This is a genomic window from Nocardioides sp. (genome assembly GCF_035703625.1).
Taxonomy (GTDB): domain Bacteria; phylum Actinomycetota; class Actinomycetes; order Propionibacteriales; family Nocardioidaceae; genus Nocardioides.
In genome coordinates this window covers 1-18,044 of sequence record NZ_DASSXS010000070.1, presented here as the reverse complement: position 1 = coordinate 18,044, position 18,044 = coordinate 1, and the positions used below count along the sequence as shown (strand labels likewise).

Here is an 18,044-nt window from a genome sequence, read left to right as displayed (position 1 = left end):
ACCGGTTGGTGGATCCTGATCGGGCTGATCCCGATCGTCGGCTGGATCATCCTGATCGTCTTCTACTGCCTCGACAGCCACGGCGACAACAAGTACGGCCCGTCACCGAAGGCAGTCGCGCCGACCGTGTGAGCGACCGCTCCGCGACGTACGTCGTCTACGGCGCCGGCGCCGTCGGCGGGGTGGTCGGCGGGCACCTGGCCCTGGCCGGCTGAGCTCGACCGAGCGGCTCGCTCCGGTGCCCATGAGCACGCGACCCCAGGGCCAGGTTGGCTATGGCCCAGAGGGGCCGAGCCTGCCATGGTGATCGCAGGATCTGCTTTCCAACCGGTCCCGTTTGGAGGGAACACATGCCCATCAGATCTGCGCGCACCAAGGGCTTCAGGCTGATCCTCGCCACCGTGCTCGGCATCAGCCTCACCATGCTCGTGGCCTCACCGTCGTACGCCGCGACCGGGACGATCCGGATCATCCAGGGTGGCCTGGGCGAGGGGACCGTCACATCTACCCCCGCCGGCATCAACTGCACCATCAACGACGAGACCGGCCCCACCGGAGACTGCATCGTCGCCTTCGAAGAAGGCACGAAAGTCCGCCTCAGGGCAGTGGCCGCGGACGGCTCGAAGTTCGTCGGGTGGGCGCCCGTCAACTCGTGCCCGAAGCCCAGCATCCGGATCGAGGCCGGCGCGACGTACGAATGCCAGCCGGTCTTCGACATCAGGAACTGAGGACTGCCCTGGCGCCTCGGCCCGGGCCGGAGCCCTCGGGCTAGACACACCCGAGCGCGAACGATCGAGGCCCGCCACCCAGGTGGGTGACGGGCCTCGATCGATGTGTCTCGCTCAGGCGTCCTTGGACTCCTCGTCGGATTCCGCCGGTGCGGGCTCCTCCGAGGACGCCTCGGGCTCGTCCGCAGCAGCAGCCTCGGGCTCCTCGCCGGCAGGCGCCTCCGCCTCGGCGACCACGCTGCCCTCGGGGGACGCCTCGTCGGTCATCTCGACCGGCGCCTCCTCGGCGGGAGCCTCCTCAGCCGGCGCCTCGTCGGCCGGGGCCGCAGCGGGCGTCGCCTTGCCGCGGGCGGGCTTCGACGACTTCTGCTTGGGCTGGTACTCCTCGGTCACCAGCTCGATGACCGCCATCGGGGCGTTGTCGCCCTTGCGCGGGCCGAGCTTGGTGATGCGGGTGTAGCCGCCCGGACGCTCCGCGAAGGTCGGCGCGATCTCGGTGAAGAGCGTGTGCACGACCGACTTGTCGCGGATGGTCTTGAGGACCTCGCGCCGGTTGTGCAGGTCGCCCTTCTTGGCCTTGGTGATCAGCTTCTCCGCGACCGGGCGCAGGCGGCGCGCCTTGGTCTCGGTCGTGGTGATCCGACCGTGCTCGAAGAGCGCGGTGGCCAGGTTCGCCAGGATCAGGCGCTGGTGAGCGGGGCTGCCGCCGAGGCGGGCACCCTTGGTGGGGGTAGGCATGTCTCTACTCGTTTCTCCCCGGCCGTATCAGGTACCGGAGTAGATGGGTCTCAGTACTGCTCGTCCTCGACGAACGCGTCGTCGTCGTCATCGCCGTACGCCGCCAGGGCAGCGTGCGGGTCGAAGCCGGGAGCGCTGTCCTTGAGGGACAGGCCCATCTCGACCAGCTTGGCCTTGACCTCGTCGATCGACTTCGCGCCGAAGTTCCGGATGTCCAGCAGGTCCTGCTCCGAGCGGGAGATGAGCTCACCCACGGTGTGGATGCCCTCGCGCTTGAGGCAGTTGTAGGAGCGGACGGTGAGCTGGAGGTCCTCGACCGGGAGGGCGAGGTCCGCGGCCAGCTGCTCGTCGACCGGAGACGGACCGACGTCGATGCCCTCGGCCTCGACGTTCAGCTCGCGGGCCAGGCCGAAGAGCTCGACCAGCGTCTTGCCGGCCGAGGCGATCGCGTCACGGGGACGGATCGACGGCTTGGTCTCGACGTCGATGACCAGCTTGTCGAAGTCGGTGCGCTGCTCGACACGGGTCGCCTCGACCTTGTAGGTCACCTTGAGCACCGGGCTGTAGATCGAGTCGACCGGCATCCGGCCGATCTCGTTGTCGGCGCCCTTGTTCTGCACGGCGGAGACGTAGCCCCGGCCGCGCTCGACGACGAGCTCCATCTCCAGCTTGCCCTTGTCGGACAGGGTGGCGATCTTGAGGTCGGGGTTGTGGACCTCGACGCCCGCCGGGGGCGCGATGTCCGCAGCCGTCACGTCGCCCGCACCGGACTTGCGCAGGTACATGGTGACCGGCTCGTCGTGCTCGGAGGAGACGACGAGGCCCTTGAGGTTGAGGATCACCTCGGTCACGTCCTCCTTGACGCCCTCGATGGTCGAGAACTCGTGCAGGACGTTGTCGACCTTGATGCTCGTGACCGAGGCACCGGGGATCGACGACAGGAGGGTACGGCGGAGGGAGTTGCCGAGCGTGTAGCCGAAGCCGGGCTCCAGGGGCTCGATCACGAAGCGCGAGCGGAACTCGTCAACGGACTCTTCCGACAGTGTCGGTCGCTGAGCGATAAGCACTGAATCTTTCCTTTCCGGGCCCAACCACCATTTGATGGGCCCGAACTGCAGTGGGGAGGATTTGTGGTGCGGTCCACGGGGGGTCCCCCCGCGGGTTTACTTCTTGGAGTAGTACTCGACGATCAGCTGCTCCTGGACCGGGATGTCGATCTGGGCCCGGACCGGGAGCTGGTGAACGAGGATGCGCATCCGGCTCGGGATCGCCTCGAGCCAGGCCGGGACGACCCGCTCGCCGTGGGTCTCGCGAGCCACGATGAACGGCGTCATCTCCAGCGACTTCTCGCGCACGTCGATCACGTCGTGGGCACTGACCTGGAAGGACGGGATGTCCACCTTGCGGCCGTTGACCTTGAAGTGACCGTGCACGACGAGCTGGCGCGCGTGGCGGCGGGTGCGGGCGAAGCCGGCCCGGTAGACCACGTTGTCGAGGCGGCACTCGAGCAGCTGCAGGAGGTTGTCACCGGTCTTGCCCGCGCGACGCGAAGCCTCGACGTAGTAGTTGTGGAACTGCCGCTCGAGGATGCCGTACGAGAGACGCGCCTTCTGCTTCTCGCGGAGCTGGAGGAGGTACTCGCTCTCCTTGATGCGGCCACGGCCGTGCTGGCCGGGCGGGTAGGGGCGACGCTCGAACGCCGAGTCGCCACCAACGAGGTCGACACCGAGACGGCGCGACTTCTTGGTCATGGGGCCGGTGTAGCGGGCCATGGTTCAAAGTCTCCTTCAGGCTCTGCTGATCTCGGGGTCGTCAGACGCGCCGGCGCTTGGGCGGGCGGCATCCGTTGTGCGGGGTGGGCGTGACGTCCTGGATGGTGCCGACCTCGAGGCCGATCGCACCCAGGGAGCGGATCGCGGTCTCGCGACCCGAGCCGGGGCCCTTGACGAAGACGTCGATCTTCTTCATGCCGTGGTCCATCGCCCGGCGCCCGGCGGCCTCGGCGGCCATCTGGGCGGCGTACGGCGTCGACTTGCGCGAGCCCTTGAAGCCGACGGTGCCGGCAGAGGCCCACGAGATCACCGCACCGGTCGGGTCGGTGATCGTGACGATGGTGTTGTTGAACGTGCTCTTGATGTGGGCTTCGCCCGTGGCGACGTTCTTCTTGATCTTGCGGCGCGTCTTGCGGGCGCCGGCCGCTGTGCGGCTCTTGGGAGGCATTCGGTAACTCCTGAGGTAGCTGGTCTGAGAGTTCGTGGTCAGCGGTGATCCGGGCCGGCCGAGGTGACTCGGCAGTGGCCTGCGATCACTTGGTCGCCTTCTTCTTGCCGGCGACCGTCCGCTTCGGACCCTTGCGGGTGCGGGCGTTGGTCTTGGTGCGCTGACCGCGGACCGGGAGGCCCTGGCGGTGACGGCGACCCTGATAGCTGCCGATCTCGATCTTCCGACGGATGTCGGCCTGGACCTCACGGCGGAGGTCACCCTCGATCTTGATGTCGGCGCCGTCGATGGCGTCGCGGAGCTTGACCAGCTCCTCGTCGCCCAGCTCGTGGACTCGCAGGTCGGGGCTGACCCCGGTGGCTGCCAGCACTTCCTGGGCGCGGGTACGGCCGATGCCGTAGATGTAGGTGAGTGCGACCTCGATGCGCTTGTCGCGCGGGAGGTCGACACCGACGAGGCGTGCCATTGGTGTTCCTTCTCTGTTCGCACAGCGGTTTCGGTCGTGTCGCGCCCCAACCCGCCTCGGGTGGGCCCCGGCCACTGCTCCGGGGGTGGCTTCAGTCGCGTCAGCCCGTGGAACGGGCCGGTCGCGACCTAGCGATCACGATGCTTGTTCAGTTGTGGTGCCGGGGCTCCTGCTGGAGCGACCTCGCAGTTCGAGCTTCGGCCGCTAGCCCTGGCGCTGCTTGTGTCGCGGGTTGTCGCAGATCACCATGACGCGGCCGTGGCGACGGATCACCTTGCACTTGTCACAGATCTTCTTGACGCTCGGGTTGACCTTCATGGTTCAGAACTTTCCTCGGCTGATGGGCAAGTATTTGTGCCCCTCGCAGTTCGAGCGCATTCTCACGGCCTGCTTTCGGCTGCCAGGCCGTTGCGCTCTCACGCTTCGGGTCACTTGTACCGGTAGACGATGCGACCGCGGGTCAGGTCGTACGGTGAGAGCTCGACCACCACACGGTCCTCGGGGAGGATCCGGATGTAGTGCTGACGCATCTTGCCGCTGATGTGGGCGAGCACCTTGTGTCCGTTGGTCAGCTCGACCCGGAACATGGCGTTGGGGAGGGCCTCCACGACGGTGCCCTCGATCTCGATCACGCCTTCCTTCTTCGGCATGGCCTCACAATCTTCTGGTTGACTCGCCCGTTTGGGCCGCTGATCTACCGTTGCTGCACTGCCCGGAGGCAGGTGGCCCGGGAACCTCCCACGCTGCGTGGGTGGACCTCGTCAGGCCGCTTCCTGGACCTCATCCCGGGCACGCCGCAGATCGCCCCTTGCGAGACAGAATGCGCTGTGATCCGGGCAGCCGCGAGGCACCACGAAACAGACCCACGTTGGGCCGACGCATCAGTCTAGGGGGAAACGCGCCCGAAACACGAATTCGGCGGCTCACGCCACCAGCAGCCGGAGCGTCTGCTCGCGTCCGGGCCCCGCGCCCGGGTCACCCCCGGCATGCGCCCCCGCCACCGGGTGGACCATCACCTCGTCGACGTCGTACCGGGACGCCAGTCGCGCCAGCTGCTCGCGTACGCCGGCGCCGTCGCCGATGACCCAGCGCGAACGCATGGCCTCGAGCAGCCCCCGGTGCTGATCGGGCACCTCGTGGGCCTCGGCATCCTCGACCAGGCGCTGAGCGGTCAACGGGGCTCCGGTCCGCAGCGCGAGCATCGCGAGCAGCTGCGGGAGGGCCAGTCGCTCGGCCTCCTCCGCCGTGTCGGCGGCCGAGACGTTGACGGTCAGGAAGGTGCGGGGCTCGGCGTGCTCTGGCGAGGGCTGGAACTCCCGGCGGTAGAGGTCGAGCGCCTCGGCGGTGCCCTTACCGGCGAAGTGGTGGGCGAACACGTAGGGCAGGCCCTTCCGGGCGGCCAGCTGGGCCGAGTAGTCGGACGAGCCGAGCAGCCAGATCGGCGGCACCGACGTGGCGCTCGGCGTGGCTCGGAGCTCGTGCACCCGTCCGTTGAGCTGGAGCCCGACCCCGGCGGCGTCCATCATCGCGACCACGTTGTCGACGTACTCGGGGAAGCGCTCGACCGCCTCGTCGGTGACCCCGCCGGCACCGTGCCGCAACGCCCAGGCGGTCACCGGGTCGGTGCCGGGCGCCCGGCCGATGCCGAGGTCGATCCGGCCGGGATGGGCGGCCTCGAGCAGCGCGAACTGCTCCGCGACCACCAGTGGCGCGTGGTTGGGCAGCATCACCCCGCCCGAGCCGACCCGGATCGAGCGGGTGGCGCCGGCCACCAGCGCGACGAGCACGGCGGGGTTGGTGGCGGCGACCGCCGGCATGTTGTGGTGCTCGGCCAGCCAGTAGCGCTCGAACCCGAGCTCGTCGGCGACCCGGGCCAGCGACAACGTCGCCGCGAGGGCGTCGGCGCTGGTCTGGTCGGTCCGGACGGGGACGAGGTCGAGCACGGAGAGCCGGGTCGCGGGAGTCGTCATCCCCGGAGCAACGAGCCGCCGCCGACGGCTATTCCGCTCAGGTGGCGGCCTGTTCCTCCTGCCGCGTCTTGCGCAGGCTCGCCAGCGTGGTGACCGCCAGCGTCACCAGGATGACCGCCAGGCTCATCAGCGTCGGGATCTCGAACTCGACCAGGTGGCCCTCGTGCATCGCGTGGACGATCAGCTTGACGCCGATCCAGCCCAGGATGAACGCGAGTCCGAGTGACAGGTAGACGAGCCGCTTGAGCAGGCCACCGATCAGGAAGTAGAGCTGCCGCAGGCCCATGAGCGCGAAGACGTTGGCGGTGAACACCAGGTACGGCTCCTGCGTGATACCGAAGATCGCGGGGATCGAGTCCAGGGCGAACATGATGTCGGTGAAGCCGAGGGCGATGATCACGATCAGCATCGGCGAGACGACGCGCTTGCCGTTCTCCGTCCACCACATCTTCAGGCCCCGGAACTCCTCGCTGGTCTTGAGGTGCCGCTGGGCGAACCTCACCACCCGGCTGTTCTCCGGGTGCTCGTCCTCGTGCGAGCGGTAGCTGCGGACCAGTCCGATCGCCGTGTAGATGAGGAACGCGCCGAACGCGTAGAAGACCCACGAGAAGCGGTCGATCATCTGGAAGCCGACGGCGATGAAGATGCCGCGGAAGATCAGCGCCAGGATGATCCCCACCATCAGGGCTTCCTGCTGGTACTCACGGGGCACCTTGAGCGCCGCCATCAACACGATGAAGACGAACAGGTTGTCGACCGAGAGGCTGTACTCGACCAGCCACCCGGTGTAGAACTCGATGCCGAAGTCATGGCCGTGGTAGATCCAGACCCACGCCCCGAACAGGATCGCTGCGCCCACATAGACCGACAGCGCGATCGCGCACTCCCGCATCGAGGGCTCGTGCGGGTCGCGGGCGATGACGACCACGTCGAAGAGGAGCACGGCGATGGTCACGCCGAGAGTGATGGTCCATTCCAGGGTGCTGACGTCCACAAGGCCTCCGATGATGTCGCTGCGTGCTGACTACACCGGAGGTCTCTTCCGCCGCGACGCGCGGCCCACGGCCCCGGACCGCCGCGCGGGCGATCGTGATGACGAGACCGGGTCGTGGGAGTACTCCCCTCCTGGCGCCCTCATCCTCGCACAGAGGTGCTCAGCCGCCGAATGGCACTCCGAGTGCGGCGAGACGCTCCCGGCCACCGTCGACCGCGGTCAGCACCCAGGTGCCGGTCTGGGTGAGCGTGAAGGTGTGCTCGTAGTGGGCCGCCCAGCTGCCGTCCCCGGTGACCACGGTCCACTCGTCCTCGAGGAGCGTGGTGCGCTTGCCGCCGAGGGTGACCATCGGTTCGACTGCGAGCGCCATGCCCTCCACGAGCCTGGGCCCGCGGCCCCGGCGCCCGTAGTTGGGCACGTTGGGCGGCATGTGCATCTCGGTCCCGATGCCGTGGCCGGTGTACTCCTCGAGGATGCCGTAGCCGCCCTGCGAGCCGACGTACGACTCGATCGCGTGGGAGATGTCGGAGACCCGTCCGTCGAGCCGGGCGGCCGCCAGACCGCGCCACAGGGACTCCTCGGTGACCCTCATGAGCTCCTGGACGTCCGCCGGGACCTCGCCGACGGCGACCGTGATCGCCGCGTCGCCGTGCCAGCCGTCCACGATCGCGCCGCAGTCGATGGAGATCACGTCGCCCTCCGCGAGCTCGCGGGAGCCCGGGATACCGTGCACGACCTCGTCGTTGACCGAGGCGCAGATGGTGCCCGGGAAAGGCGGGTGGGAGTAGCCCTTGAACGACGGGATCCCGCCGTGCGACCTGATGTTGTCCTCGGCCAGCGCGTCGAGCTGCCCGGTGGTGACCCCGGGTCGTACGGCGTCGCGGAGCAGCTCGAGCGTCTCCCCCACCAACAGGCCGGCCACCCGCATCAGGCGGATCTGCTCAGGGGTCTTGATCTCGATGTTGCGGTCAGACCACCTCAAGGTCGGCTTCCCTTCTCACCGGGTTTCGACACGCTCGGTCGCGGCTTCGTGCCTCAGCCGCGCTCGCTGCTCAACCACCAACGCTCCTCAGTCCTGAGCTTCGCTCAGGACTGAGGAACGACGTCGAGCGCCTCGAAGATGCGCTTGGTGACCTCGTCGACCTCGCCCATGCCGTCCACCTCGACCAGGATCCCCCGCTCGCGGTAGACCTCGATCAGGGGCTCGGTCTGCTCGCGGTAGATCTCCTGGCGGCGACGGATGACCTCTTCGGTGTCGTCCGCTCGCCCTTCCACCTCGGCGCGCTGCAGCAGCCGCTGGACGATCTCCTCGTTGTCCACCGTGAGCACCACCGCCGCGTCGAGCCGGTGCCCGGTGAACCGGACCATGCCGTCGAGCTCCTCGACCTGGGCCAGGGTGCGCGGGTAGCCGTCGAGCAGGAAGCCGGGCTCGGCGTCGGGCTCGTCGATGCGGTTGCGCACCATCTTGTTGGTGATCTCGTCGGGGACGTACTCGCCGGCGTCCATGTACCGCTTGGCGTCGATGCCGAGAGGCGTGCCCTCGGCGACGTTGGCCCGGAAGATGTCGCCGGTGGAGATCGCCGGGATGCCGAAGTGCTCGGCGACGAACGTCGCCTGGGTGCCCTTGCCCGCGCCCGGCGGGCCCATCATGATGACGCGCATGTCAGCGGGCCCCCCGCGGAGCGATGGAGCGCATGCGGAGCGACTTCGTGGGGTGCATCAGCGCAGGAATCCTTCGTAGTTGCGCTGCTGGAGCTGGCTCTCGACCTGCTTCACCGTGTCGAGTGCGACGCCGACCATGATCAGGATCGAGGTACCACCGAACGGGAAGTTCTGGTTGGCGTTGATCAGGACGAGCGCAATCAGCGGGATCAGCGAGATCAGACCGAGGTACAGCGAGCCCGGCAGCGTGATGCGGGACAGGACGTAGGACAGGTAGTCCTCGGTCGGCTTGCCCGCCCGGATCCCGGGGATGAAGCCGCCGTACTTCTTCATGTTGTCCGCGACCTCCGTGGGGTTGAAGGTGATCGAGACGTAGAAGTAGGTGAAGAAGACGATCAGGAGGAAGAACGTCGCCATGTAGATCGGGTGCGTGCCGCTGACGAAGTAGCGGTTGACCCACGAGACCCAGGCGGAGCCACTGTTCGCGTTGAACTGGACGGCCATGGCGGGCAGGTAGAGCAGCGACGAGGCGAAGATGACCGGGATGATGCCGGCCTGGTTCACCTTCAGCGGGATGTAGGTGGAGCTGCCGCCGAACATCTTCCGGCCGACCATCCGGCGTGCGTACTGGACGGGGATCCGCCGCTGGGCCTGCTCGATGAAGATCACCGCGGCGATGATGACGAGCCCGATCAGCATCACGATGCCGAAGACCCACCAGCCCTGGCTCTTCTGGACCTGCCACATCGAGGCGGGGAAGGTCGCGATCACCTGGGTGAAGATCAGCAGCGACATGCCGTTGCCGATGCCGTGCTCGGTGATGAGCTCGCCCAGCCACATGATCACGGCCGTGCCGGCCGTCATGGTGATGACCATGACGAGGAAGGTGGAGGTGCCGTCGTCGTGGAGCAGGCTCTCCTCACAGCCCTGCAGGAGGTTGCCGGACCGCGCCAGGGCGACGATCCCCGTGGCCTGCAGCAGGGCCAGGCCGAGGGTCAGGTAGCGGGTGTACTGCGTGATCTTCGTCTGTCCCGACTGGCCCTCCTTCTTGAGGGCCTCCAGACGGGGGATGACCACGACGAGCAGCTGCAGGATGATGCTCGCGGTGATGTAGGGCATGATGCCCAGCGCGAAGATCGTCAGCTGCAGCAGCGCACCGCCCGAGAACAGGTTGATCAGGCTGTAGACGCCCTGGTTCTGCACGTCGTCGAGGCACGACTGGACGTTCGCGACGTTCACGCCGGGGGCCGGGACCTGACTGCCGAGCCGGAAGACGGTGATGATCAGCAGCACGAACAGCAACTTGCGCCGCAGGTCCGGGGTGCGGAAAGCGTTGGCGAACGCGCCTAGCACGACATCCTCTTTCTCCAGGCGGGGCGTGGCCCGTGGCAGGTCTCGACGAGCTCGACCGACGGTGGGCGAGTTGCCCCGGGAAGCCTAACAGTCATCCCGTGGGCCCCTCACTCGACAACGTTCAGACGACGGTGGCAGTGCCGCCGGCGGCCTCGATCTTCTCGCGGGCCGAGCCGGAGAAGGCGTTGGCGCTGACCTGCACGGCGACCGAGAGGTCGCCCTGCCCGAGGACCTTGACCGGGTGGCCGCTGCGCACCGCGCCGCGGTCCACCAGCCCCTGGACGGTCACCTCGCCGCCGTCGGGGAACAGCTCGCCGATGCGGTCGAGGTTGACCACCTGGAACTCCACCTTGAACGGGTTCTTGAAGCCCTTCAGCTTCGGCAACCGCATGTGGATCGGCATCTGGCCACCCTCGAAGGCGGCCGGCACCTGGTTGCGGGCCTTGGTGCCCTTGGTGCCGCGACCGGCGGTCTTGCCCTTGGACCCCTCGCCGCGACCCACGCGTGTCTTCGCGGTCTTGGCGCCCGGGGCGGGACGCAGGTGATGAAGTTTCAGTGTCATGTCAGTCGACCTCCTCGACCGTCACCAGGTGGCGCACGGTCTGGACCATGCCCCTGATCTCGGGACGGTCCTCCTTGACGACCACGTCGCCGATCCGCTTGAGACCCAGGCTGCGCAGGGTCTCGCGCTGGTTGGCCTTGCAGCCGATGGTGGACCGCTTCTGCTGGACCTTGAGCTGCGCCATCAGCCGGCCACCTCCTGCGAGACGCCCTCGGGGACCTCGGCCCGCGCCTTGAGCAGGGCGGCCGGAGCCACCTCCTCGACGGGGAGCCCGCGCCGCGAGGCCACGGCCTCCGGCTGCTCGAGCATCCGCAGCGCCTCGACGGTCGCGTGGACGATGTTGATCTGGTTGGACGAACCGAGCGACTTGCTCAGCACGTCGTGGATGCCGGCGCACTCCAGCACCGCACGCACCGGGCCACCGGCGATGACACCGGTACCGGGTGCGGCCGGGCGCAGCAGGACGACGCCGGCCGCCTTCTCGCCCTGGACCGGGTGCGGGATGGTGCCCTGGATGCGGGGGACCTTGAAGAACTGCTTCTTGGCCTCCTCGACGCCCTTGGCGATCGCCGCCGGCACCTCCTTGGCCTTGCCGTAGCCGACGCCGACGAGACCCTCGCCGTCGCCGACCACCACCAGGGCGGTGAAGCTGAACCGACGACCACCCTTGACGACCTTGGCGACACGGTTGATCGCGACGACGCGCTCGATGTAGGCGGTCTTGTCGCCTCCTCCGCGACGGTCGTCGCGTCCGCGACGGTCGCTCGAGGCGCGCTCGCCACCGCGCTGTCCGCGCTGGGCTCCGCTCATGAGATTTGTCCTCAACTCTCTCTAAGTACTCTTACGCAAGTCTGACGATCAGAAGGTCAGGCCGCCCTCGCGGGCCCCGTCTGCCAGTGCCGCGACGCGGCCGTGGTACCTGTTGCCGGCGCGGTCGAAGGTCACCGAGCCCACGCCCTTCTCCTTGGCCCGCTCGGCGACCAGCTCGCCGACCTTCCTGGCCTTGGCGGTCTTGTCACCGTCGAAGGAGCGCAGGTCGGCCTCCATCGTCGAGGCCGAGACCAGTGTGTTCCCGACCAGGTCGTCGACGACCTGGACCGTGATGTGCTTCGAGGACCGGGTGACCACCAGGCGCGGGCGCTCGGCGGTGCCGAACACCCGCTTGCGGCCGCGGACCTGACGGCGCAGGCGGGACTTGACCCGCGGGGCCGTGTTCTTGTGCTTCGAAAGCGTGATCGCCATGGTCACTTACCAGCCTTTCCGACCTTGCGGCGGATGTGCTCGCCCGCGTAGCGGACGCCCTTGCCCTTGTACGGCTCGGGCTTGCGCAGCTTGCGGATGTTCGCCGCGGTCTCGCCGACCAGCTGCTTGTCGATGCCCTGGACACCGAGCCGGGTCGGACCGTCCACCGTGAAGGTGATGCCCTCGGGGGCGTTGAACGTGATCGAGTGGGAGTACCCGAGCTGGAACTCCAGCTGCGTCGGTCCCTTCGACAGGACGCGGTAGCCGACGCCCACGATCTCGAGCTTCTTCTCGTAGCCGTCGGTCACGCCGATCACCATGTTGTTGATCAGCGTGCGGGTCAGGCCGTGGAGCGACCGGCTCTCGCGCTCGTCGTCGGGTCGCTTGACCTCGAGCGTGCCGTTGTCGTCCTTGGCCACGGTGATGGGTGCGGCGACCTGGTGGGACAGGGTGCCCTTGGGGCCCTTGACGGTCACGAGGCGCTCGTCGATCGCCACGTCCACACCCGAGGGCACCGCGATGGGCAGCTTGCCAATGCGCGACATGCTTGTTCTCTCCTTCGCAGTCTCGGGTTACCAGACGTAGGCGAGGACTTCCCCACCCACGCCCTTCTGGTTCGCCTGGCGGTCGGTCAGCAGGCCCTGGCTCGTCGAGATGATGGCGACGCCGAGTCCGCCCAGCACCTTCGGAAGACCGGTGTGCTTGGCGTACACGCGCAGCCCCGGCTTGCTGATCCGGCGGACGCCCGCGATGGAGCGCTCCCGGTTGCGGCCGTACTTGAGCGTGATCGTCAGCGTCTTCCCGACGGCGGTCTGGCCGTCGTTGCCGTTGTCGGCAACGTCGAACGAAGTGATGTAGCCCTCCTGCTTGAGGATCTCCGCGACGCCCTGCTTCAGCTTGCTGTAAGGCATCGTCACTTCGTCGTGGTACGCCTGGTTGGCGTTGCGCAGACGGGTGAGCATGTCTGCGATCGGGTCAGTCATCGTCATGGCCGTGAGGCCCTTTCTCGTTGTGGTTTCCGCAACCGAGGTTCTCGGCGGGACCTGCAGCGTTCTCTAGTTGTGTGGTCTTTCGGTGGTCGGGCTGGGCCGCGTACGGCCCGGGCGGGACCTACCAGCTGGCCTTGGTCACGCCCGGCAGCTCGCCGCGGTGCGCCATCTCCCGCAGGCAGATGCGGCACAGGCCGAACTTGCGGTAGACGGCCTTGGGCCGGCCGCAGCGCTGGCAGCGGGTGTAGCCGCGGACAGCGAACTTCGGCTTGCGGGCCGCCTTCACCCGGAGGGCAGTCTTCGCCATGTCAGTTCTCCTTGAAGGGGAAGCCGAGCTGCTTGAGCAGCGCGCGACCCTCGTCGTCGTTGCTGGCGGTGGTCACGACCGTGATGTCCATGCCACGCGACCGGTCGATCTTGTCCTGGTCGATCTCGTGGAACATGGCCTGCTCGGTCAGCCCGAAGGTGTAGTTGCCGCGACCGTCGAAATGCCGGGGCGAGAGCCCGCGGAAGTCGCGGATGCGGGGCAGCGCCAGCGACAGGAGGCGGTCGAGGAACTCCCACATCCGGTCGCCACGCAGCGTGACGTGGGCACCGATGGGCATGCCCTCACGCAGCTTGAACTGCGCGATGGACTTGCGGGCCCGGGTCACCTGCGGCTTCTGACCGGTGATCGTGGCGAGGTCCTTGATGGCGCCCTCGATCAGCTTCGAGTCGCGAGCCGCCTCACCGACACCCATGTTGACCACGATCTTGGTCAGCCCGGGCACCTGCATGACGTTCTTGATCTCGAACTCGCTCTGCAGGGCCGGGAGGATCTCCTCGCGGTAGCGGACCTTGAGCCGCGGCGCGACCGTCTCCTGGGTCGTCTCGGTCATCAGATCTCCTTCCCGGTCTTGCGGGAGATGCGGACGCTGCGCGTCGAGGAGTACGTCGACCCGTCGGGACGACGCTTGGTGACCTCGTCGCGGCGGAAGCCGATCCGGGTGACCCCGTCGTCCTCGACCAGCATCACGTTGGACACGTGGATGGGTGCCTCGGCGGTGATGATGCCGCCGGTGGTCCCGGCGCGACCGCCCTGGTTGACCACCTTGGTGTGCCGCTTGACGCGGTTCACGCCCTCGACGATCACCCGCTGCTGCTCCCGCAGCACCGAGATCACCTTGCCCTCGGCGCCCTTGTCCTTGCCGGCGATCACCTTGACGGTGTCGCCCTTCTTGATCTTCACGGTGTTCTTACCCATGTCTCTAGAGCACCTCCGGCGCGAGCGAGATGATCTTCATGAACCGCTTCTCGCGCAGCTCGCGGCCCACCGGGCCGAAGATGCGGGTGCCTCGCGGCTCGCCGTTGGGGTTGAGGATGACCGCGGCGTTCTCGTCGAAGCGGATGTAGGAACCGTCGGGCCGGCGGCGCTCCTTGACGGTGCGCACGACGACGGCCTTGACGACCTCGCCCTTCTTGACGTTGCCGCCAGGGATCGCGTCCTTGACGGTCGCCACCACCACGTCGCCGATGCCGGCGTAGCGTCGACCCGAGCCACCGAGGACACGGATGCAGAGGATCTCCTTCGCACCGGTGTTGTCGGCGATCTTGAGTCGGGACTCCTGCTGGATCATTTCGCCTTCTCCAGAATCTCCACGACGCGCCAGCGCTTGGTGGCCGAGAGCGGGCGGGTCTCCATGATCAGGACCCGGTCGCCGATGCCACAGTCGTTCTGCTCGTCGTGCGCCTTCAGGCGCGACGTCTGGCGCATGACCTTGCCGTACAGCGCGTGCTTGACACGGTCCTCGACGGACACGACCACGGTCTTGTCCATCTTGTCGGACACGACCAGGCCCTCACGCACCTTGCGCGCGTTGCGCGCAGTCTTCTCGGTCTGCTCGCTCATGCCGCGCCGCCTTTCTCATTGGCCTCGTTGTCTGCGCCCGGGTCCGTACGGATCCCGAGCTCGCGCTCGCGGACGACGGTGTAGATCCGGGCAATGTCCTTCTTGACCGTGCGAAGCCGGCCGTGGCTCTCCAGCTGGCCGGTGGCCGCCTGGAAACGGAGGTTGAACAGCTCCTCCTTGGCCTCACGCAGCTTGGCCTCGAGGTCGATGCCGGTCATCTCGTCGAGCTCGTGAGCGGCCATACCGTTGCTTGGCATCAGAATTCACCTGCCTCACGGGAGACGAAGCGGCACTTCATCGGGAGCTTGTGCATCGCGCGGCGCATCGCCTCGCGGGCGGTTCCCTCATCCACACCGGAGAGTTCGAACATGACTCGGCCGGGCTTGACGTTGGCCACCCACCACTCGGGGGACCCCTTGCCCGAACCCATGCGGGTCTCGGCCGGCTTCTTGGTCAGCGGACGGTCGGGGTAGATGTTGATCCACACCTTTCCGCCTCGCTTGATGTGCCGGGTCATCGCGATACGCGCTGACTCGATCTGCCGGTTGGTCACGTAGTGACCCTCGACCGCCTGGATCCCGAAGTCGCCGAAGGCGAGCCTGGTTCCGCCCTTGGCGGCACCGGTCCGACGGGGGTGGTGCTGCTTGCGGTGCTTGATTCGACGGGGCATCAACATGCTGCTCAGCCCTCCTTGCCTGACGACTCGGCCGCGGGGGCAGCGGTCCCCTCGCTGGCAGCAGCCGGCGCCTCGGCACGGGCCGGGGCCGACGAGGCGCTGTCGCCCGAGCGGTCGGAACGGGTCGGGCGGTCGCCACGCGAGCCACGGCTCGGACGGTCGCCGCCGCGCGAGGGGCGGCCACCACGACCGGGTACGCCGGCGCGGGCCGCAGCCTGCGCCTGGCGCTCGGCGCGGGTGCCCGCGACCTCGCCCTTGTAGATCCAGACCTTCACACCGATCCGGCCGAAGGTCGTCTTGGCCTCGTAGAAGCCGTAGTCGATGTCGGCACGCAGCGTGTGCAGGGGCACGCGGCCCTCGCGGTAGAACTCGGTGCGCGACATCTCGGCGCCGTTGAGGCGGCCGGAGCACTGGATCCGGATGCCCTTGGCTCCGGAACGCATCGAGGTCTGCATCGCCTTGCGCATGGCGCGGCGGAACTGGACCCGCCCGGCGAGCTGCTCGGCCACACCCTGGGCGACCAGCTGAGCGTCGACCTCGGGGTTCTTGACCTCGAGGATGTTCAGCTGGACCTGCTTGCCGGTGAGCTTCTCGAGCTCACCGCGGATGCGGTCGGCCTCGGCGCCGCGGCGACCGATGACGATGCCCGGGCGCGCCGTGTGGATGTCCACGCGGACGCGGTCACGGGTGCGCTCGATCTCGACCTTGGAGATGCCGGCCCGCTCCATGCCCTTGGAGAGCAGCTTGCGGATCGCGACGTCTTCTCCGACGTATGACTTGTACAGCTTGTCGGCGTACCAACGGCTCTTGTGGTCCGTCGAGATGCCGAGGCGGAAGCCGTTCGGGTTGATCTTCTGCCCCATCAGGCAGTCCGTCCCTTCTTCTCCTCGACCACGGACGCCGGCTGGACGGCGAGCGTGATGTGGCTGGTGCGCTTCAGGATCCGGGTGGCCCGGCCCTGGGCGCGTGGGCGCCAGCGCTTCATCGTGGGGCCCTCGTCCACCTGGGCGACGGAGACGACGAGGTCACCGGTGTCGAGACCTTCGGTGGTCCCGGCGTTGGCGACGGCGCTCTCCAGCACCTTGCGGACGGTCTCGGCCGCGGCCTGCGGCGCGAACGCCAGCAGGGCCGACGCCTCGTCGACCGGCAGGCCACGGACCATGTCGACGACACGGCGGGCCTTCATCGGGGTGATCCGTACGAAGCGTGCGCTCGCGAAGGCCCCCGGCTGGTCGCCGAGCAGCGACTCGCGGCGGGCGCTCGTGCGCCTGCGCTCGGTAACGCTCATGGCTATCTCTCCTTTGCCGCGCCGCGTCAGCGGCGGCGAGCCTTCCGGTCGTCCTTCACGTGCCCGCGGTAGGTGCGGGTGGGGGCAAACTCGCCGAGCTTGTGTCCGACCATGGAGTCGGTCACGAACACCGGCACGTGCTTGCGGCCGTCGTGCACGGCGATCGTGTGGCCGATCATGGCCGGCACGATCATCGAGCGACGCGACCACGTCTTGATCACGTTGTGGCTGCCCTTGTCGTTCTCCGCGTCCACCTTCTTCATCAGGTGGTCGTCGACGAAGGGGCCCTTCTTGAGGCTGCGAGGCATCTCGTCTCTTCCCTACTCAGCGCTTCTTGCGGCGGCGGCGGATGATCTGGGCGTCGGAGGTCTTGCGCTTGCGCGTGCGACCCTCGGGCTGGCCCCAGGGGGACACCGGGTGGCGGCCACCCGAGGTCTTGCCCTCACCACCGCCGTGCGGGTGGTCGACCGGGTTCATGACGACACCGCGGACGGTCGGGCGCTTGCCCTTCCAGCGCATGCGTCCGGCCTTGCCCCAGTTGATGTTCGCCTGCTCGGCATTGCCGACCTCGCCGATGGTCGCGCGGCACCGCACGTCGACGAAACGCATCTCGCTCGACGGCATGCGCAGCGTGGCCCGCGAGCCCTCCTTGGCAACCAGCTGGGCGGAGTTGCCCGCCGAGCGGGCGATCTTGGCCCCGCCACCAGGCCGCAGCTCCACGCAGTGGATGGTGCTGCCGACCGGGATGTTGCGCAGCGGCAGGTTGTTGCCGGGCTTGATGTCGGCGTTGGGGCCGGACTCGACCGCGGTTCCCTGCTGCAGGCCGCGCGGCGCGATGATGTAGCGCTTCTCGCCGTCGACGTAGTGCAGCAGCGCGATCCGGGCGGTGCGGTTCGGGTCGTACTCGATGTGGGCGACCTTCGCGGGGACGCCGTCCTTGTCGTAGCGACGGAAGTCGATGATCCGGTAGGCGCGCTTGTGGCCGCCACCCTGGTGCCGGGTGGTGATCCGGCCCTGGTTGTTGCGGCCGCCCTTCTTGGGCAGCGGACGGGTCAGCGACTTCTCCGGCGTGGTGCGGGTCACCTCGACGAAGTCGGCGACCGACGAGCCACGACGGCCCGGGGTGGTCGGCTTGTACTTGCGGATTGCCATGTCAGTTCGTCCTTAGCGCCCGGTCAGGAGACCGGACCTCCGAAGATGTCGATGCGGTGCCCTTCGGCCAGGCTGACGATCGCGCGCTTGGTGTTCACGCGCTTGCCGATGCCGAA

At 68.0% G+C, this 18,044-nt stretch carries 31 protein-coding genes and 1 pseudogene; 2 read left to right on the top strand and 30 right to left on the bottom strand.

Annotated elements, in window-relative coordinates; genetic code table 11:
* The first annotated feature begins 12 nt into the window (after positions 1–12).
* Complete coding sequence (locus tag VFN12_RS03615; protein ID WP_325117219.1) at positions 13–132, top strand: DUF805 domain-containing protein; 120 nt, start codon at positions 13–15, stop codon at positions 130–132.
* A gap of 218 nt (positions 133–350) precedes the next feature.
* Complete coding sequence (locus VFN12_RS03610) at positions 351–728, top strand: hypothetical protein (protein WP_325117217.1); 378 nt, start codon at positions 351–353, stop codon at positions 726–728.
* A 114-nt stretch (positions 729–842) separates the two neighbouring features.
* Here the strand turns inward: VFN12_RS03610 and rplQ are convergent, their stop codons facing one another.
* The 30 genes and pseudogenes from rplQ to VFN12_RS03460 all read right to left on the bottom strand — a co-directional run.
* Complete coding sequence (gene rplQ, locus VFN12_RS03605; protein WP_325117216.1) at positions 843–1,466, bottom strand: 50S ribosomal protein L17; 624 nt, start codon at positions 1,464–1,466, stop codon at positions 843–845.
* Between the two features lie 50 nt (positions 1,467–1,516).
* On the bottom strand, positions 1,517–2,533 hold the full coding sequence (locus tag VFN12_RS03600; RefSeq protein WP_325117215.1) for a DNA-directed RNA polymerase subunit alpha: 1,017 nt from the start codon (positions 2,531–2,533) through the stop codon (positions 1,517–1,519).
* A 96-nt stretch (positions 2,534–2,629) separates the two neighbouring features.
* Positions 2,630–3,238 (bottom strand): 30S ribosomal protein S4, encoded by a 609-nt coding sequence (gene rpsD / locus VFN12_RS03595; protein WP_325117213.1) that lies wholly within the window; start codon positions 3,236–3,238, stop codon positions 2,630–2,632.
* A gap of 40 nt (positions 3,239–3,278) precedes the next feature.
* Positions 3,279–3,686 (bottom strand): 30S ribosomal protein S11, encoded by a 408-nt coding sequence (rpsK, locus tag VFN12_RS03590; protein ID WP_325117212.1) that lies wholly within the window; start codon positions 3,684–3,686, stop codon positions 3,279–3,281.
* Positions 3,687–3,771: 85 nt separating this feature from the next.
* Complete coding sequence (gene rpsM, locus VFN12_RS03585) at positions 3,772–4,152, bottom strand: 30S ribosomal protein S13 (protein WP_325117211.1); 381 nt, start codon at positions 4,150–4,152, stop codon at positions 3,772–3,774.
* A gap of 204 nt (positions 4,153–4,356) precedes the next feature.
* On the bottom strand, positions 4,357–4,470 hold the full coding sequence (gene rpmJ, locus VFN12_RS03580; RefSeq protein WP_038503151.1) for a 50S ribosomal protein L36: 114 nt from the start codon (positions 4,468–4,470) through the stop codon (positions 4,357–4,359).
* A gap of 110 nt (positions 4,471–4,580) precedes the next feature.
* Positions 4,581–4,802, bottom strand: a complete 222-nt coding sequence (gene infA, locus VFN12_RS03575; protein WP_036490070.1) for a translation initiation factor IF-1 — start codon at positions 4,800–4,802, stop codon at positions 4,581–4,583.
* A gap of 273 nt (positions 4,803–5,075) precedes the next feature.
* On the bottom strand, positions 5,076–6,122 hold the full coding sequence (locus VFN12_RS03570) for an LLM class flavin-dependent oxidoreductase (protein WP_325117210.1): 1,047 nt from the start codon (positions 6,120–6,122) through the stop codon (positions 5,076–5,078).
* A 37-nt stretch (positions 6,123–6,159) separates the two neighbouring features.
* On the bottom strand, positions 6,160–7,116 hold the full coding sequence (locus tag VFN12_RS03565) for a TerC family protein (protein WP_325117209.1): 957 nt from the start codon (positions 7,114–7,116) through the stop codon (positions 6,160–6,162).
* Between the two features lie 160 nt (positions 7,117–7,276).
* A complete protein-coding gene (gene map, locus VFN12_RS03560) occupies positions 7,277–8,098 on the bottom strand; it encodes a type I methionyl aminopeptidase (protein WP_325117208.1) in 822 nt (273 codons plus the stop codon).
* A 104-nt stretch (positions 8,099–8,202) separates the two neighbouring features.
* Positions 8,203–8,778, bottom strand: coding sequence for an adenylate kinase (locus VFN12_RS03555; protein ID WP_325117207.1), 576 nt, complete (start codon positions 8,776–8,778; stop codon positions 8,203–8,205).
* Positions 8,779–8,835: 57 nt separating this feature from the next.
* The gene (gene secY / locus VFN12_RS03550; RefSeq protein WP_325117206.1) at positions 8,836–10,131 is read right to left on the bottom strand and encodes a preprotein translocase subunit SecY; all 1,296 of its coding nucleotides are present in this window, start codon (positions 10,129–10,131) and stop codon (positions 8,836–8,838) included.
* Between the two features lie 121 nt (positions 10,132–10,252).
* Positions 10,253–10,693 carry a 50S ribosomal protein L15 gene (rplO, locus tag VFN12_RS03545; RefSeq protein WP_325117205.1) on the bottom strand — a complete coding sequence of 147 codons (441 nt, stop codon included), beginning with the start codon at positions 10,691–10,693 and terminating at the stop codon, positions 10,253–10,255.
* Between the two features lies 1 nt (position 10,694).
* Positions 10,695–10,877: a 50S ribosomal protein L30 gene (gene rpmD, locus VFN12_RS03540; RefSeq protein WP_325117204.1), complete on the bottom strand. Its 183-nt coding sequence runs from the start codon at positions 10,875–10,877 to the stop codon at positions 10,695–10,697.
* A complete protein-coding gene (gene rpsE / locus VFN12_RS03535; RefSeq protein ID WP_325117203.1) occupies positions 10,877–11,503 on the bottom strand; it encodes a 30S ribosomal protein S5 in 627 nt (208 codons plus the stop codon). The genes rpmD and rpsE overlap by 1 nt, the downstream gene beginning before the upstream one ends.
* A gap of 48 nt (positions 11,504–11,551) precedes the next feature.
* Positions 11,552–11,935 (bottom strand): 50S ribosomal protein L18, encoded by a 384-nt coding sequence (gene rplR, locus VFN12_RS03530; protein WP_325117202.1) that lies wholly within the window; start codon positions 11,933–11,935, stop codon positions 11,552–11,554.
* A gap of 2 nt (positions 11,936–11,937) precedes the next feature.
* Positions 11,938–12,480 (bottom strand): 50S ribosomal protein L6, encoded by a 543-nt coding sequence (gene rplF / locus VFN12_RS03525; protein WP_325117201.1) that lies wholly within the window; start codon positions 12,478–12,480, stop codon positions 11,938–11,940.
* A gap of 27 nt (positions 12,481–12,507) precedes the next feature.
* The gene (rpsH, locus tag VFN12_RS03520) at positions 12,508–12,924 is read right to left on the bottom strand and encodes a 30S ribosomal protein S8 (protein WP_325117200.1); all 417 of its coding nucleotides are present in this window, start codon (positions 12,922–12,924) and stop codon (positions 12,508–12,510) included.
* Positions 12,925–13,045: 121 nt separating this feature from the next.
* Entirely contained in the window at positions 13,046–13,231 is a 186-nt protein-coding gene (locus VFN12_RS03515; protein ID WP_325117199.1) for a type Z 30S ribosomal protein S14, read from the bottom strand.
* Position 13,232: 1 nt separating this feature from the next.
* A complete protein-coding gene (rplE, locus tag VFN12_RS03510) occupies positions 13,233–13,802 on the bottom strand; it encodes a 50S ribosomal protein L5 (RefSeq protein WP_325117198.1) in 570 nt (189 codons plus the stop codon).
* Positions 13,802–14,167: a 50S ribosomal protein L24 gene (gene rplX / locus VFN12_RS03505; RefSeq protein WP_325117197.1), complete on the bottom strand. Its 366-nt coding sequence runs from the start codon at positions 14,165–14,167 to the stop codon at positions 13,802–13,804. Before rplX ends, rplE begins: the two co-directional genes overlap by 1 nt.
* Positions 14,168–14,171: 4 nt before the next feature.
* Positions 14,172–14,540: a 50S ribosomal protein L14 gene (gene rplN / locus VFN12_RS03500; RefSeq protein ID WP_325117196.1), complete on the bottom strand. Its 369-nt coding sequence runs from the start codon at positions 14,538–14,540 to the stop codon at positions 14,172–14,174.
* Positions 14,537–14,812, bottom strand: a complete 276-nt coding sequence (rpsQ, locus tag VFN12_RS03495) for a 30S ribosomal protein S17 (protein WP_325117195.1) — start codon at positions 14,810–14,812, stop codon at positions 14,537–14,539. Before rpsQ ends, rplN begins: the two co-directional genes overlap by 4 nt.
* Positions 14,809–15,069, bottom strand: coding sequence for a 50S ribosomal protein L29 (gene rpmC / locus VFN12_RS03490; protein WP_414690003.1), 261 nt, complete (start codon positions 15,067–15,069; stop codon positions 14,809–14,811). Before rpmC ends, rpsQ begins: the two co-directional genes overlap by 4 nt.
* Positions 15,069–15,488, bottom strand: coding sequence for a 50S ribosomal protein L16 (gene rplP / locus VFN12_RS03485; RefSeq protein ID WP_325117194.1), 420 nt, complete (start codon positions 15,486–15,488; stop codon positions 15,069–15,071). The genes rpmC and rplP overlap by 1 nt, the downstream gene beginning before the upstream one ends.
* 5 nt (positions 15,489–15,493) lie before the next feature.
* Positions 15,494–16,351: a 30S ribosomal protein S3 gene (gene rpsC / locus VFN12_RS03480; RefSeq protein WP_325117193.1), complete on the bottom strand. Its 858-nt coding sequence runs from the start codon at positions 16,349–16,351 to the stop codon at positions 15,494–15,496.
* Positions 16,351–16,776: a 50S ribosomal protein L22 gene (gene rplV, locus VFN12_RS03475; RefSeq protein ID WP_325117192.1), complete on the bottom strand. Its 426-nt coding sequence runs from the start codon at positions 16,774–16,776 to the stop codon at positions 16,351–16,353. Before rplV ends, rpsC begins: the two co-directional genes overlap by 1 nt.
* Before the next feature lie 26 nt (positions 16,777–16,802).
* On the bottom strand, positions 16,803–17,084 hold the full coding sequence (rpsS, locus tag VFN12_RS03470; RefSeq protein ID WP_325117191.1) for a 30S ribosomal protein S19: 282 nt from the start codon (positions 17,082–17,084) through the stop codon (positions 16,803–16,805).
* A gap of 16 nt (positions 17,085–17,100) precedes the next feature.
* Entirely contained in the window at positions 17,101–17,928 is an 828-nt protein-coding gene (gene rplB, locus VFN12_RS03465) for a 50S ribosomal protein L2 (RefSeq protein WP_325117190.1), read from the bottom strand.
* A gap of 23 nt (positions 17,929–17,951) precedes the next feature.
* A pseudogene (locus tag VFN12_RS03460) lies at positions 17,952–18,044 on the bottom strand (50S ribosomal protein L23); the annotation flags it as partial.